The organism is Streptococcus sp. HMSC065H07 (assembly GCF_001837325.1).
GTDB classification, from domain to species: domain Bacteria; phylum Bacillota; class Bacilli; order Lactobacillales; family Streptococcaceae; genus Streptococcus; species Streptococcus salivarius_H.
On record NZ_KV832010.1, the window covers coordinates 1 to 13,846 of the forward strand.

The 13,846-nt window shown below is 41.4% G+C and carries 15 protein-coding genes; all 15 read right to left on the reverse strand.

Translation table 11 applies throughout. From position 1 onward, the window contains the following. Positions 1–125: 125 nt before the first annotated feature. Complete coding sequence (locus HMPREF2637_RS00005) at positions 126–1,397, reverse strand: tyrosine-type recombinase/integrase (protein ID WP_070838860.1); 1,272 nt, start codon at positions 1,395–1,397, stop codon at positions 126–128. A 9-nt stretch (positions 1,398–1,406) separates the two neighbouring features. After that, positions 1,407–1,664 carry a MerR family transcriptional regulator gene (locus tag HMPREF2637_RS00010; RefSeq protein ID WP_049545995.1) on the reverse strand — a complete coding sequence of 86 codons (258 nt, stop codon included), beginning with the start codon at positions 1,662–1,664 and terminating at the stop codon, positions 1,407–1,409. Positions 1,665–1,677: 13 nt separating this feature from the next. After that, positions 1,678–2,790, reverse strand: coding sequence for a CHAP domain-containing protein (locus HMPREF2637_RS00015; protein WP_070838861.1), 1,113 nt, complete (start codon positions 2,788–2,790; stop codon positions 1,678–1,680). Between the two features lie 16 nt (positions 2,791–2,806). After that, positions 2,807–3,031 carry a hypothetical protein gene (locus HMPREF2637_RS00020; protein WP_038675095.1) on the reverse strand — a complete coding sequence of 75 codons (225 nt, stop codon included), beginning with the start codon at positions 3,029–3,031 and terminating at the stop codon, positions 2,807–2,809. Position 3,032: 1 nt separating this feature from the next. Then, positions 3,033–4,913 (reverse strand): conjugal transfer protein, encoded by a 1,881-nt coding sequence (locus HMPREF2637_RS00025; RefSeq protein ID WP_070838862.1) that lies wholly within the window; start codon positions 4,911–4,913, stop codon positions 3,033–3,035. A gap of 11 nt (positions 4,914–4,924) precedes the next feature. Continuing rightward, positions 4,925–7,429, reverse strand: a complete 2,505-nt coding sequence (locus HMPREF2637_RS00030) for an ATP-binding protein (protein ID WP_070838863.1) — start codon at positions 7,427–7,429, stop codon at positions 4,925–4,927. 13 nt (positions 7,430–7,442) lie between these two features. Next, positions 7,443–7,853 carry a conjugal transfer protein gene (locus HMPREF2637_RS00035; RefSeq protein WP_070838864.1) on the reverse strand — a complete coding sequence of 137 codons (411 nt, stop codon included), beginning with the start codon at positions 7,851–7,853 and terminating at the stop codon, positions 7,443–7,445. A 2-nt stretch (positions 7,854–7,855) separates the two neighbouring features. Next, positions 7,856–8,080: a hypothetical protein gene (locus tag HMPREF2637_RS00040; RefSeq protein ID WP_021144863.1), complete on the reverse strand. Its 225-nt coding sequence runs from the start codon at positions 8,078–8,080 to the stop codon at positions 7,856–7,858. A gap of 9 nt (positions 8,081–8,089) precedes the next feature. After that, complete coding sequence (locus HMPREF2637_RS00045; protein ID WP_070838865.1) at positions 8,090–9,085, reverse strand: conjugal transfer protein; 996 nt, start codon at positions 9,083–9,085, stop codon at positions 8,090–8,092. Positions 9,086–9,096: 11 nt separating this feature from the next. Further along, complete coding sequence (locus HMPREF2637_RS00050; RefSeq protein ID WP_070838866.1) at positions 9,097–9,654, reverse strand: conjugal transfer protein; 558 nt, start codon at positions 9,652–9,654, stop codon at positions 9,097–9,099. Positions 9,655–9,657: 3 nt separating this feature from the next. Next, on the reverse strand, positions 9,658–9,888 hold the full coding sequence (locus tag HMPREF2637_RS00055) for a hypothetical protein (protein ID WP_021144867.1): 231 nt from the start codon (positions 9,886–9,888) through the stop codon (positions 9,658–9,660). A 14-nt stretch (positions 9,889–9,902) separates the two neighbouring features. Further along, positions 9,903–11,135: a replication initiation factor domain-containing protein gene (locus HMPREF2637_RS00060; protein WP_070838867.1), complete on the reverse strand. Its 1,233-nt coding sequence runs from the start codon at positions 11,133–11,135 to the stop codon at positions 9,903–9,905. Positions 11,136–11,342: 207 nt separating this feature from the next. Further along, positions 11,343–13,031 (reverse strand): FtsK/SpoIIIE domain-containing protein, encoded by a 1,689-nt coding sequence (locus HMPREF2637_RS00065; protein WP_070838868.1) that lies wholly within the window; start codon positions 13,029–13,031, stop codon positions 11,343–11,345. 13 nt (positions 13,032–13,044) lie between these two features. Further along, positions 13,045–13,506 (reverse strand): conjugal transfer protein, encoded by a 462-nt coding sequence (locus HMPREF2637_RS00070; RefSeq protein ID WP_070838869.1) that lies wholly within the window; start codon positions 13,504–13,506, stop codon positions 13,045–13,047. Positions 13,507–13,527: 21 nt separating this feature from the next. Next, entirely contained in the window at positions 13,528–13,824 is a 297-nt protein-coding gene (locus HMPREF2637_RS00075) for a cytoplasmic protein (RefSeq protein ID WP_070838870.1), read from the reverse strand. Positions 13,825–13,846 lie beyond the last annotated feature (22 nt).

A 13,846-nucleotide genomic window follows, 5' to 3' on the forward strand; every position in this document is an offset into this window, starting at 1 on the left:
ACCTCAGTAAGTATTAAGTAATATCCTTCTCATGTACCTGTAAACCTTGATATCATCATGTTCTGAATAATATTTTATTTTTTGGTAATGAAAAGGTAGAGAAAAAGGTAGAGTTTAAATTACTGTTAATTATCACCTTTTATTTTTGCAAGACGTTTCATCAAAATATCGACTGCTTCATTCTTGCGGTTAGGATCTAATTCAGCGTATATGTCCATCGTAGTTGAAATAGATTTGTGTCCCATTCGTTCTTGTAATTCTTTCCAATCTGCTCCAGAATTGAGCATTAAGGAAGCGTGGGTGTGACGGAATAAGTGAAAGCCGTAATTGGGTAAACCTATTTCATGTAAACGTCTGGTAAGTGTAGCTCGTTCATTACGATCAGTCATGTAATTTCCATAGATTGTCGGAAATATCAGTTTAGATTTTGGTAGCCCGTGTTTTTCAAAATAGATATTCATTTCATTATTGAAGTCTCTAAGGTCTTGAAGGATGCTAATTGGGACTGAAACTTTACGATTTCCTGAATCAGTTTTCGCAGAATTTTTACAAACAACCTTTCCTTTAGTGCCTAATTTTTTATCCCCTTTCTTCCACATGAGAGTCTTACTGACGTTTATTTCTAAAGTATCAAAAAGTAAATCATCAATTTCTAGTGCTAATAGTTCATTGATTCTCAAAGCTGAGGCAAGAAGAGTGTTACAGATGATTTTAAATCGTCTGTTTGCTCTCGTATTAGGCAGTGTATCTAAATAATTCAGCCATATGGCTATATCTTGTTCATGAAGAACATGAATTCGTTTTTGAGTTGGCTTTGGTTTTGGTGGTATTCTAACTTGTTTCGCAGGATTTTTCTTTAAGTTGAAGTGTACCATTCCAAAGTCAAGAATATCTATTAGTTTATGAATGATAGCTCCATAATCAGAAGCTTTTCCTTTATCCGCCTTACGTTTACCTTTGTTGACTTCAATACGTGCTTGTTCTGCTAATTGATCAACCCATTTCTGTACTTCCGTAGACTCTATAGCATCCATCTTATAATCACCAAATTTTGGGATGATATAGGTATCTAAATATCCCCTCACTTTATTTCGTGTATTATCTGAAGAAACCCATGATTTATAACTGTTATACCAAATTTCAGACAGTTCTTGTATAGTTCCGATAGCTACAGTGTTTTTTCGAGTAGAATCATTCTCTTCAAATTTTCTTTTAGCCTCTAAATATTTACGATCTAGTGCCTTTAGAGTTGGGGCTGTTATGGTTGTTGTAACTTGCTTTCCTGTTTTTTTGTCAGTTCCTAGGTAGGCCCCCTTCATAGAGTAAGTTATTGTGCCATCTTTTTTTGTTTTCTTGAGAACTTTTTTATTGTTTCTTTCTATAGTTTCTATCTGCATGTTTTTTCCTTAAATGGTCAAGAATTTTAAGATGTCACCACGTTTATAATATACAGTTCGTGTTCCTTCAATAGGAGGTTCAAGGCGTGGTAATCCTTTGCGTTCCCAACTTTTGAGTGTATTTGGAGAAATATTAAGTTCTTTGAGAACTTGTTTTTGAGTCATAATTTCGAGATGACTTGTATCAGTCTTTTTATCAAGAAGATTTACTAAAACTTGTAGTAGACCTTCAATTTTTTCTAGTTTTACTTGTTGCAGTGTATCCATATGATTATCCTTTCTATTTTCCAATAACATAAGTAAATTGTTTTGCTGTTTCTGCATCAAAAGTGCGGTAGCTAACGACTCCTAACCCCTTGACGTTTGATTCAGAGATAAGGATGGAGCCATCTGATTTGACTTGTTCCACAAAGGCAACGTGTCCATAGGTTGAATCTGCACCAGCTTGTCCCGAGCTAAAAGATAGTGCGGAGTGTTCGGTAGGGGTATGAGTTGTTTGGTAACCAGGGGCATTCATCCATTGACCCCCATTTCCCATATATTCCCCGAAGCTAACACCGACTTCTTTTCCTCGGTTGTAGACATACCAGGTACATTGTCCCCAGGGATAAGACAGCCCTGTATAGCTTGAGGTATTGATTTCTTTGGTGAGGCTGTAGCCTTGTGGTACGTCCCCAGTTGTGACACCACCTCCGTCTCTGGTTTTTCCTGTCGTTTGTTCAGGGGCCTTGGGTGTGCCTCCATGCTCATCAATATAAGTATCGAGTTTTTGCATGGTTTCAGCACGCCTTTTTCCTGAGCCAGAGGTATCGGTGAAGTAGACTCCACCATCTGTTGAGGTATTGAGAGACCCACTCGCAAATTTTTGTGCTTTGTCATCTTGGACCTTGAAGGTTTCATTTTTATTGCCAATGATGGTCTGATTGGTGAGTCCAACAACTGCCACTTCATCGTTAAAATTATTGGCATTTTCTGGATTAGAGTCAAATGCCCCAAAACCAAACATATTAGAGCCTGGATTTGTAGCGACTCCAGCTGTTCCAAGTGAGCTTTCATTTAAGGCAATCGCAACAATGGCACGAACATCTAGATTAGACTTAGCCTCCCAATCTAGGAGCTTTTTCCCATTGATGCGCTTCTTGTCATAGGAGATTCCTAAAGTATCTAAAAAACCGTCCAATTGCTCTGCTTTAATACCATAGCGATGGACGAGTAAATTATGGGTATAAGGGTCTCCATTTGACCAGTGGTCTGTGTAGGTTGCCCCATTTGGTGCTTGAGATGAGCCCCCAGTGCTACCTCCTCCAACTGCTCCTATAATGATGATAATGATAAAAACAGGAAAGAAAAGCGGAATGAGGCTAGACAATAAATACCATTTTAGTTTTTTCATCGGCTCTCCTTTCTACTCAATGTCTGATATAAGCTGTAAATAGAACAGTCCCAAAGCGCCATTTGGCATCTAAGACGACGGAATGAGCTTTTGTTTGTGCAATGATCTGGTCTTTATCTTTTTCTGATACTGGAAATAAAAGAAGGAAATCGACGGAGCGTTTTCCTTCTTGGTAAGCCTTAAAAAGTGTTTCTTCAAGCATTCTTGGAAAGGCTGTTCTTGACCGTATTTTAGTATTCATTCTATTCTCCTCTCAATTGGTTTAGGCGTTGAGTTAAACGATCTCGTCGCTCGATATTGGCTCTTATTTTATCGTCTCGTGTCATAGTCTGACGATAAGCACGGGTGAAGGCATTAGATCCTTGAGCTTTGTACATAGCTTGAGGGTCCTTGTAAGCATCCAATCTACGTTCTAGGGTATTAATACGGTATTGCTTGAATGGTGAAATCCACTCTTCTCTGAGCGTTTGGAATTCATCCTCTGAACTAGATGTTCCTTCTGACATGATTGGTGAGTCACTTGGAGGTGTTATGTCCTCTTCTTCAATCGGCTTAAAAGTATCAGGTGGTGTCTGTGTTGGAGGAATAATTGGTTCTGGAGATTCTGGGGTTATTGGAGCTTCTGTAGGTCCAGATGGTATGACTGTTTCTGGTTGGCTTGGTTCTTTACGGGTAAAGAAGGAGCCAGCATTTAGGAAGTGGCTCTTGGCATTCATCATCACCCCAGTCCCAAAACCAGCACCAGCCAATGCAAAGTTTCCGAGATGTTGAGCTGTCGCAAGGCTTCGTGTTGGAACTTGTGAAGCGACCTCTTTGGTTTTTGTGGCGCCATGTTCAACTTTAGTCCCAATATCTGTCGCAACCATTCGAGCTTTGGAGCCAAGAATGAATTGGATGAGTTGGCCTTTAAATCTCCAGATGAGGAAATAGATGACACCTTTAGAAACCACCGATACTAAGAGTTTGAAGACAAGACCAAATAAAAGAAGTGACGGTAAGGTTTTTAGAACACCATCAAACCCATTTGTGACAATGTTTTCTATCATTTTTTCAATATAGAAAATAAGGAGTGTTAAGAGAGTTGTAATCGCTGGAAAAATCAAGCCCCCAAACATAACTTTAAGCACCCCAAAGACCAATTCTTGCATCCTTGGAACGAATGACATGAGAAGGACTACTGGAAAAAGTAGAATCATGGTGAGGACAAGGATTTGAGCCACTACATTTAAGAGCTGGATAAGGATAATGGGGACGGCTAATACAAAGGCTTCTACAATTTTAAAAATCACATAGAACATCCGAGTAAAGATGAAGTCTGGCATGGCTGACACCCAACGGTTCTTTTCACCATCATCGTTGGCGCCATCTCCTAAATCATCTAAATACTTGGAACGGTCTTTCGCTTTGACTGCCTTAAAGTTTCCATTCTTATCACTCGTTCCAAGAACTTTACTGTCGTCAAAGGCTTCTTCTTTCCCATCTTGGCTATTCTTGTATTTTCCATTTTCTTGGCCAGTATTGACAAAGACATAGGCTTTATAGGACGTTTCTGCAATGTAGCTATCCGACATCGATTTTCCAATTTTAATTGACTTGTCTTTGGCATAGTCCACCTTAATCCCTGCAATCTTTTTGGTAACGTCTTTAGAGACGTTATTAACGGTATCAAGGAGATAGAGACCACCAGAAGTTCCAGCAACTGTCCCAAAGTACCCCAGAGCTAATAGGAGTACTAGACAGACATGGAGGAGTGTTCTTGAAAAGGAGCCTTTTGAAAAGAAATACTGATAGAACAGGTAGAAAGCTAAAACCAAAAGCAAGGTGCCTACAAGTGATTTGTTGGTAATGTTGCCAGTATTAGAGCCAGTAAATCCGTGCCAAATACTGCTTGCCCCATTAAAGACATAGGTTTTATAGGTGGTATAGAGATCAATCTTTTCTAAGATGCGAATGAGGAGGGAAAAGAAGCCAACGACGGCATTGAGAATGAAAAAGAAGAGGTTAACGAAGAGTTCATTAATCAGAACCCAGGCTCCATTAAAAGAGCCAAAGTTGGTTGGTTCCATGTAGGACTTTAGGGAGAAGATATCCACTCCCTTTAGCTTGGCAAAAGCTTCTTGCATCGGTTCACCTCCTAACTAGCGTATTTATTTTCGAGACTTGAAGACACTGTTGCTTTCATAGGTTTTAGAAGCATATCAATATCTTCAAAGAGATTGTGGACGGAAATCATATTGAGATTACCGTAGACATCGTAGTAAAGGCACTGACCAGAAATCATATTATCAATCCATTCGAGGTTACTTTCAGTGACTTCGAGATTGACGTGTCTGAGAATATCTTCACGTTCAGATTTTTCATAGAAGGCAAAGATAGTCCCAAATCCAGTCGTGTCATCGTCATTTTCCGCATCATGCACAGATTGTGTAATCAGTGCTAAGGTATTGTTCTTAGAGCGTCCAATACGTCTCATATTTTTGATTACGGCCTTTCCTTCTGCGGACTTCATAAGAATCCAAGCTTCGTCAAAGAACTCAATGGTATCTTCATTTTCATTGCGTTCACCAAAGTGGGTACAGAAGGCCCCAAGTGCAAACATGAGGGCAATAGAGTTTCGTTCGTGGTCTGAAATCTTTGTGGAGTCATCCTTTGGGAGCTTGAGGTTATTGACTTCTAGGATAGTGACTCGGGACTCATAGTTAAGTCCTTGGGTTGTGCCATCTGAGAAAGCGAGTTCCAAGATGGAGTTTGTCACAATGGACGTCAGATATCGACCAACGGAGGCAATCTCAGTTGAGGAAGCCTGTTTTAAGGCTTCTAGGACATGTTTAAACCCGACGTTTTCACCAGACACTCGACGCTCCACGATAGTATTGATGGCTTCTGTGATGGCTGTTTTTTGGTCCATCGTCACGTCATCGACAGCTTGTAGGAGAAACTCAAGCATGTTCTTTGCGACCTCTACGGCTTGTTCCTTATCAAGGACCACAATGGGGTCTAGAACTCCGTGGTTTGATGGCAGTGAGCTATCTAGTGTCACAAAGTTAAAGTGTTCAATCTGTTTTTTTCGTTCAGGGTAGCGTCGTGCAAATTCAGGGGAGTTGATTACTTCCTGATAGTGATTTCTGAGTTCTCGTTTGGGGTCAATATAGAGGGTTTTGACATTTTGTAAAGCCACACTTAAAAAGATAATCTGAGCGAGGAAAGATTTCCCTTGTCCTGTCGCACCCGTAATAATGATATGTGGGTTCTTGGTAATCTTTCCGGCGATATCTTCTTTGTTTCCGACGGTGGCATTGTAGAGGACGATATTTTTAGAGGAATCAATGGCTTTAGCGATAGTGTCCCAACGCCCCGTCCAGTTATCCACTCGGCCGATATACCAACCGATACGGTTCCCTGAGGATGTATTGGTGAAGGGCATGAGTTCTGAAAAGCCACGAGCTGTGACCATATGTGTCCAGGTGCGTGTTTTCTTTTGGAGGTTTTCACCGTAGAGTAGAGCTTGAAAGAGGTAAGGGCCATCTTGCGAAGCTTCACTGATTTCAACGCCCATATCATCAAAATAGTTGAGAACTACTTGTCGTCTTTGACGAAGCTGATTGACACTAGAAGCCGAAACAATGAGATAGGCTCCATATTCGATGATATCTTCCTTGTTTCCGACTTTCTTCATCAAGTCTTTTAAGGAGATAGATCCCATGATGATTTCATCTTGTTGGACGGTGTCTGTATTTTCAGCTTCTTCCATGATGTTTCGATAACGGGTATTAGATCGTCCCATTCTCCCCTTGATTTTGTTGGTATCAATAAATTCTGCCTTAATTCGTAGTTCTACGGGAAAGTTCAAGCGTTGGACAAATTCGCCTAGGTGAAAGCCGTTGAATTGCACGGGAAACTTTCCAACAGGAAGAATAGTCACAAAAGAGGAACCATAAGGACTTTCGAGCTTGAGGAAGCCTCCTTTTAGGACTTTAATCAGGGTGTCTGTGATATTAAATTGGGAGCGATTAGCGAGGACCTCCTTCTTGTAGTGGGGAATGTAGCGGAGGTATTGCATCCGCTGGTAGTAGAAGAGTTCTTCATTGGTCAGACGTTTAGCACGTAGGACGGAAAAAGCTTGGAAAATAGTGAATTCGTCACTTCTGTAATCGTCATACCAGGTGGGACTCAATGCGTATTCGTAGCCAAGACCTTTTGCGATTTTCTCTGAGAATTCATTAAAACTCTCATAGGCCAAGTCTTTCACCGTTGCCCCGTGATTTTGTTTGCGTAAGGTCACTCCCACAACCCAATCAAACTGATAAGGAATTTCCATTTCATCCGTGAGACGGTCAATCGTGTAAAGAAGGAGCTCTTCTCCCAGCTCACGGCTATCATCTGCCAATGCTTCTGAAAAGTCCCTCATTTTCTCTTCTAAGAGATAGTCTTTGGGAATGAGTGAAATCTCAAAGGACTTGTTTTTCTGGAGCTTCTTCATCATTTGAGCAACTGTGATTTTGTGTTTGTCCTTTTTCCCTTCATCTGTAATGGTGATGGGAGTATTGGGGATACGGTAATAAGCCACCACCGTTCGATCTTTTTTGAGAGCTAGATTTTCATGGGTTTCCCTAATAGGATAGGTTAAGGTAATACTCATAGGACCTCCTTTTCTATAGTTTTGTTTTTTCAAAGACAATTTCTTCTACAGGCTCTATTCGGTCTTCATGGTAGATCGCTTTTTGATTGAGCTTGAAATCCCAGAAGAAAATCAGGTAGTCCCCAATGAAAACGTGCATCTTCTTACCGTGTGGCTCGTATTCGGTGTAGAATTTAGCCAGTTTATAGGGGAGGTACCAGTAGAGCAGTAGTGAAATAGAGTGTGTGACTTTTGCGAGGGGAACCAGGATGAATCCTCCAAAGAGCAACATGGCCACAAAAACGAAGGTAAAGACAATAAAAAAGGACAATTGCATTGGTGTCGCAAAGTACCAAAGGCGAGTCCCCTTTTTTGTCTTGATTTCCTGGATCCAATAGGGGGCGTTCAAGCCCTTACCGTAGTCATAGAGTCTTTCGTCAGTCATATTTAAAGTCCTGAATCAATACCAAAGAGTCGTAGGAACCAGCCGACCACTTTTAGGATATCTTGTCCTTTTGCGATAGAGACAATGACGGCATAGAAACCAACGACTGAGAAGAGTTGAAGCCATGAACTGTTTCGCCAAGCTTTAATAGCCAACAAAACAGCGATAGCGGTGAGAATCCAAATCCCATCGCCTTGGAGGAAGGTGCGTAGATTGTCTGTATTCATAGAGTTCTCCTAATCTTTATCGTTTGCGTAGTTGAGAGGAATGGTGTGTTCTAGTTTTGTGACATAGTAGCTCTTGTCTTTTTCTGTGAGCGTGAAGGTGAAGTTTTCAGAGTGAGTCGTTCCTCCCACCTCAAAGGTTGCTTGTACATAGGCGATGAGCCCAGCCCCATCTTTCTTAAGATAGGTGTAGTCAATCGTTTTAAAGGTGGTATTGGCTACAATAGCAACATTCTTGGCAATGAGGTTGAGGTTATCTTGGTTAGTGGTATAGTTGGTAAAGAAAACCTTGAGGAACTTTTCAACCTTCTTGTGTTGACTGTCTGAGACGTGGTCGTTGGCTGTGAGTTGGAGTTGGTCGTCTTCGCTAAAGTGTCCAGCTTGTGAAGAGTCAATCGCTGAGAACCAAGGAAGTCCAGAAACGTAGTATTTTCCCTCTTTTTCATCAAAGGGAATATTAAACCCCGTTACCAGTTCTTTTTCCTCGGTGTCTTTGTCATGTTGGATCATTTCCTTGTATTTGACCTTGTAGGTAGCTACCTTACCTTCTACCGTGACTAATTGTGAGTAGAGTAGGGTGCTAGGGTTACGTACTTGACCTTGTGCTTTGACGTCTGGAACGAAGTTATAGAAACTGTTGAGGTGTTCGACTTGTGCTTGTTGTTTATCCCCTTCTTGTGGGAGGGTGAAGTAGGCGTAGACATAGTCATTGAGGTAATACTGGAGCTTGTAGTCATACTTGCGATTATCGTCTATAGGCTGTGCTTTTTGTTTTTGAGTCGCTTCCACTTGAGCTTGTAGTGTTCCCACTTTATTTGAGAGTGTGATGGCACGGACGGATCCCATAAGACCAACAAAAAGGAGGAACGAAATTCCTCCGATAACAGCTAGATTGACGGTCTTTTTCGTAGTAACTTTTAGCTTTGGTGGGCCTCCTTTCTTCTCCACCTTTTTAAAGTTTGAGAGGTATTCTCTTGCTTTTAGTAAGTATCGTTTAGCTTTCGTCATAGGTCCTCCTTTTAGAGACTAGCAAGTTCAATGAGTTTGGAACCTTTGGCATAGAGGCGCTTATTGGCTTTTTCAATCTCACTGTTGATGTAGTAGTAGCCTCGTAACTCATTGTGGAGTTGTTCGACTAATTCAGGCTTTAGGTCCTTGGATTCTTCTTTTTTGAGAAGAGCGTTGAGTTCTCCAGCCTTGGTCCAAGCCTGTTTGTGGTCTTTCTTTTTGAGCAATTCTCCAAGTTCGTTGGTAACTTGTCCAACTTTGGTTTCAAAAATCGTTTTAGTGGCCATATCAATTTCCTTTCTAAATGTTTCGTGATTGTTTTTGATGGTCTGTTGAATATAGGCAATGAGAGAGGGACGCATCCGTTTATTGAGACTCAAAACTTGACCGTCTAGGGTGAAACAGGCATGTTCATAGTCGTAGAAGCCCCTATCATCTGGAGGTTTTTCGGTACATCTTCCAGCACATTCATAGTAGAAGTCCTTCCCTTTCCTAAGGAGGATATACATGTTCCAAAACTCTTGATCGGGAAGAAGGAGGAAGTCTACTTGATAGATTTTTTTGAGCATGAATTAGCCCTCTAGGAGGTCCTCGTAGCCTAGCGCTTGGTAAATAAAGTCTGTATCAAACCAAAGCCAATCATTGATTTGAGTGTCAGTAGGGGTATTCCCAGAAAAGAGATCTTCACAGATGGTGGTTAGGGTATCTATCCCACCACGTTCACGGACAGTGTTTAAGGTACTAAGGCCACCAGACCAGGCTTTAAAGTTGTTTAATGAATTGATTTCGACTTTGTATTCCATAAGGGATTTCCTTTCTAGTGTTCATAGTGTTTGTTGGTTTTGAGGAGTCTTAAGATAGCCTCCCCACGATCAGTGATTTCACCGCTATTTTGAATCATTTTCATGTATTCTGTTTGCATGATTTTGTCTGCTTCAGAAACGAGTGCAAGAGAGTTTGCGACTTGATAGGTCAACCAGCGAATGGTCCGTTCGATACTGTAGGGCTGTGGACTGGTTGAGAGTTTTAGGGGTTCAACTCCTCCAAAGAGCCTTTGCCACTTTTCATCGGGCTTATAGGCTCCAAACCGGGTGACACCATCATAAACTTGGATTTCTTTATTCACTATACCTCTTGCGATTTCTCCGAGGTCCACACCGTTGATGTATTCTTCCACAACGCCTTGGGCTTTCTGGTCTGAAAAGCGTAGTTCGTAGCGGTTCCAGATACCAAAAATCTCCAAGGATTCTTCCAAGGAGATATTTTCCATACGGGCGATTTCGTATCGCTTTTCATAAAAGTTAAAGTAGAGCTGACTTTGACGGCTCCCAAAGTAAAGGGAAAGACCGTGATTGGCTTCCATATCGTCGTTATCGGTGAAGGAGCCCCCACCTGTGATGTTCCATTTTCGAATGGTATCTAGGACAATTTCTTTGGCGTAGAGCTTATCAATGAGCTTGGGGATCTGGATGTGTTCCTCCTCGTGCCCATAGCCTTTATAGAGCTCGTCTAGGGCGATATCAAGGCGTTTTACTCTGACATCTTGGTAGGCATAGAGAATATTCTGAAGAAATATCTGCCAAGAAATCCCCTTGTGTTCTAGGAGGAGTTCCATCTCCCGACAGCCCTGACCCGATAGTTGGAGACACGTTTGGTAGTTATTAGTCGCAGACTTATCAAAGAAATCGAAAATCCAAATGTTTCCCCGTTGCCACAAGTGGGTATAATTCATAAGCCGTGTTTCTTGGTCAGTAAATTCGCTTAAGTGACAAAAAAGAAAGTTCTCACAGAAAGTTTCTAAATCTCGTAGACTAGGGAAAGTTAATCGCAAGTAGTCAATGTGAGCCCTGAGATTGTTTTTGTGACACTCTTGATAATAACCGAGCTTTTCTTTGAGTTTTCGAAACTTGTCAATGGTGAGACCTCTTTCCCCTGATTCATAGGAGCGATAAGTTCTTATGGGTAAGTTAACTGCTTGTGCAAAGGATTTTTGGCTAAGGCCTGTTTGTTTTCTGAAGTTTTTGATCTGAAGGGGACTCATTTTAGTCATTCATGGGAACACCTCCTTTTGACTAAGTGACACACTTTTTGGACCAAAGTGACACACTTTCTAAATCTTGAAATCCCAACTCCCACAAGGAATGAGGAGGGGTGGACGTGGCACTTTGGCCAAATGTAACCCCCCTATTAGAAATCGGGGGTTGAAGTCTCATCATGGCCTAGGAACTTCGGGCTACGGTCTGCGCCTGACCTGTGGTCAGGCTTGCCCTTGCCCTTGTCCTAGCCCATGATGACTAAGCGTCGCTTCAACGGCTTTTGGATAAGATTTGCGTCCCCCCTCCTCAAAGTGGATAAGACTTTCAAGAAGGAGTTCTTCTTGAAAAGGAGTGACTAGAATGGCGGATTCCGTCCGTTCACAAACAATGCCTTGTTCTTGCAAGAGATAGATGATCTTTCGAAGCGTTGCCATTTTGAGGTCTTGTTCCTCCGCAAATTCCTTGAGCGTCCGTCCATTGGTTCCATTGTTTAGAGCTTCTTCCTTCTCTATTGGTTCAATCGATTCTGTTTGTTGGTGGATTTCTCCAAAGACTTCAAATTCTTCGCCATTGTATTCCATAATAGGGATTTTTGCGTAGGCATCATAGAAAGAGAAGCCTTGGTCGAGTGGTACGTAAGGGGAGAAAAATTCTCCAGCCAAGTCCCCGTTATTAGCGATATAGCCTCGTCCTTTAATCTTGACCCCATTGATTTCATCAAGCTTTTTAAACTCTTTGGTTTTATTAGCATCTCCAAACATCATGTCGTAACCCGTTGATTCCAAGTGTCCAACTGAGAGACGTTTCATAAAGTTATCTCGGAGAGCTGTTTTGATGAATTCTCCATCAGGACGTTGCATGGCAAAGATGATAAAGACACCAGCTTGACGGCCCTCTAGGACGAGTTGAGAGAGGTATTCCATGAGTTCTGACTGTAAGCTATAGTCACGGTCAATCTTAGCCATAAGGGCTGCCCACTCGTCTACAAGGATGAATTTGGGTGTCATGCCGTAGTGTGTAAAGTTTTTCCCAGCTTGAAAATTGGGTGAGGTGGACATGAGTTCATAACGTTTTTCCATGAATGTCACATTTTCTTTAAAACACTGGATAATATCTTCTTTACTTGTATAGACACGACCATGAAAGACCGGAATCTTTTTGAGACCAGCCAGGTCAGAGTTCTTTGGATCACAGATATCCACAAAGCCAATTTTAGCGAGTGCATAGATAATGGTCATAAGGACGACGGTTTTTCCTCCTCCTGTTCCCCCACCAATGAGTAGATGCGGCTCTTCGATATAGTCCCAAGTGACATCTTTCATAAGTTGAAGCTTAGAACCCTTGACCTCGACCTCATTAATAGTGATACGGCTATCAATGCGGTTGATGGCAATGTCATAGGTGATGAAACGTTTATCAAAGGTTTTATTACGAAAATCCCCGTTAAACATGACTTCAAGAGTTGACCCAAGATTGAGAAAACGGTCTTGAAATTTATTGCCTTCTAGGATGAAACGGACTTCAATCTTGTAACGAGACTGTTTTAAGTAGACCTGAGGAAGGACAATCTTTTCAATCGTTTTGTTTTCACGCCTGATGTTTTTAATCAAATAGAGGTTATTTTCTATCAGGAAGCGAGACAAAATCCGTAGGCTATTGAGCTTTTGGAAGAAGACAATTTTCTCGTAGCACATGCGATTCAGAAGGTAAGTTACCAAGCAAGAAGCAACAAAAACATCCCCAATAAAGTAAACTTGTGGCAAGGGATGATCTTTCAGCACTTCTTGATTAAGATAGCAATAATTTCCAATAGTTAACAAAGAAGGGAACCACCAGATAAACCAGGTGATTCCCCTAATATGACGATAAAAGGCCCTAACTCTTATCCCACGATAGGTAAAGAGTTTCATAGTGCATCACCTCCTAATTTTCTTTCTTGTTGTCTAGAGGTTTGTTTTCCTTAAGGGGTGTTCCTCCATTCTTTTTCTTGATTTTAGAAGCAAAGAGCTTGTAAATATCATTACGGTTAACGTGAGTGTGGGTGATCACAATATCTTCCAATTCTACCTCTTCCCGGTATTTAATGCCTAGGTCTTCAATTTCAGACTGTGCCATGTCAGCAATGGTGAAAAAGAGGGTTTCATGTTGGACAGAAGAATGAATCGCCACCACAATCCCACGGATTTCACCTGTATTGATTTGGACGAAAGAGCCGTCAGGGTTTCGTTGGGTACGGTCTTCTTCATAGATGATATCAGGGCCTTCAATGCCACGGAAAGATAGCTTTCCGAGGACTTCTGGCACGTTTAGACCATCTGTAATGACACGATAGGTCTTGTCCGCGATTTGTAGTCTTTCTCCGTAGTTTAATCCAATTTTAGCCATGTTTATTTCTCCTTTACTTTCTTATTTTTTTAGGACCAATTTTTCCGCAAAGACATTAAGAGCTGGGGCAACTGAGTTACCGTTTAGAGCCGTGTCTGAGAGAAAAATCGGGTTAACCACTTCTACAAGAGCATCTTCAGGGAAGACCATTGTCGAAGCAGGGGTGATAACGTGGAAAGCCCCATGTTTTTCACTATTAAGGATATGACGTTGGTATTTACCCTCTTTGCCAAAGATAAAGCGAGGGGCATTCCCTAATTTTTCATAGTAAGCAGGGCCGATAAAATCTGGTTTCATAACAAGTGTTTCTGGAATCATAGCATTTTCCTTTCTAAATTTA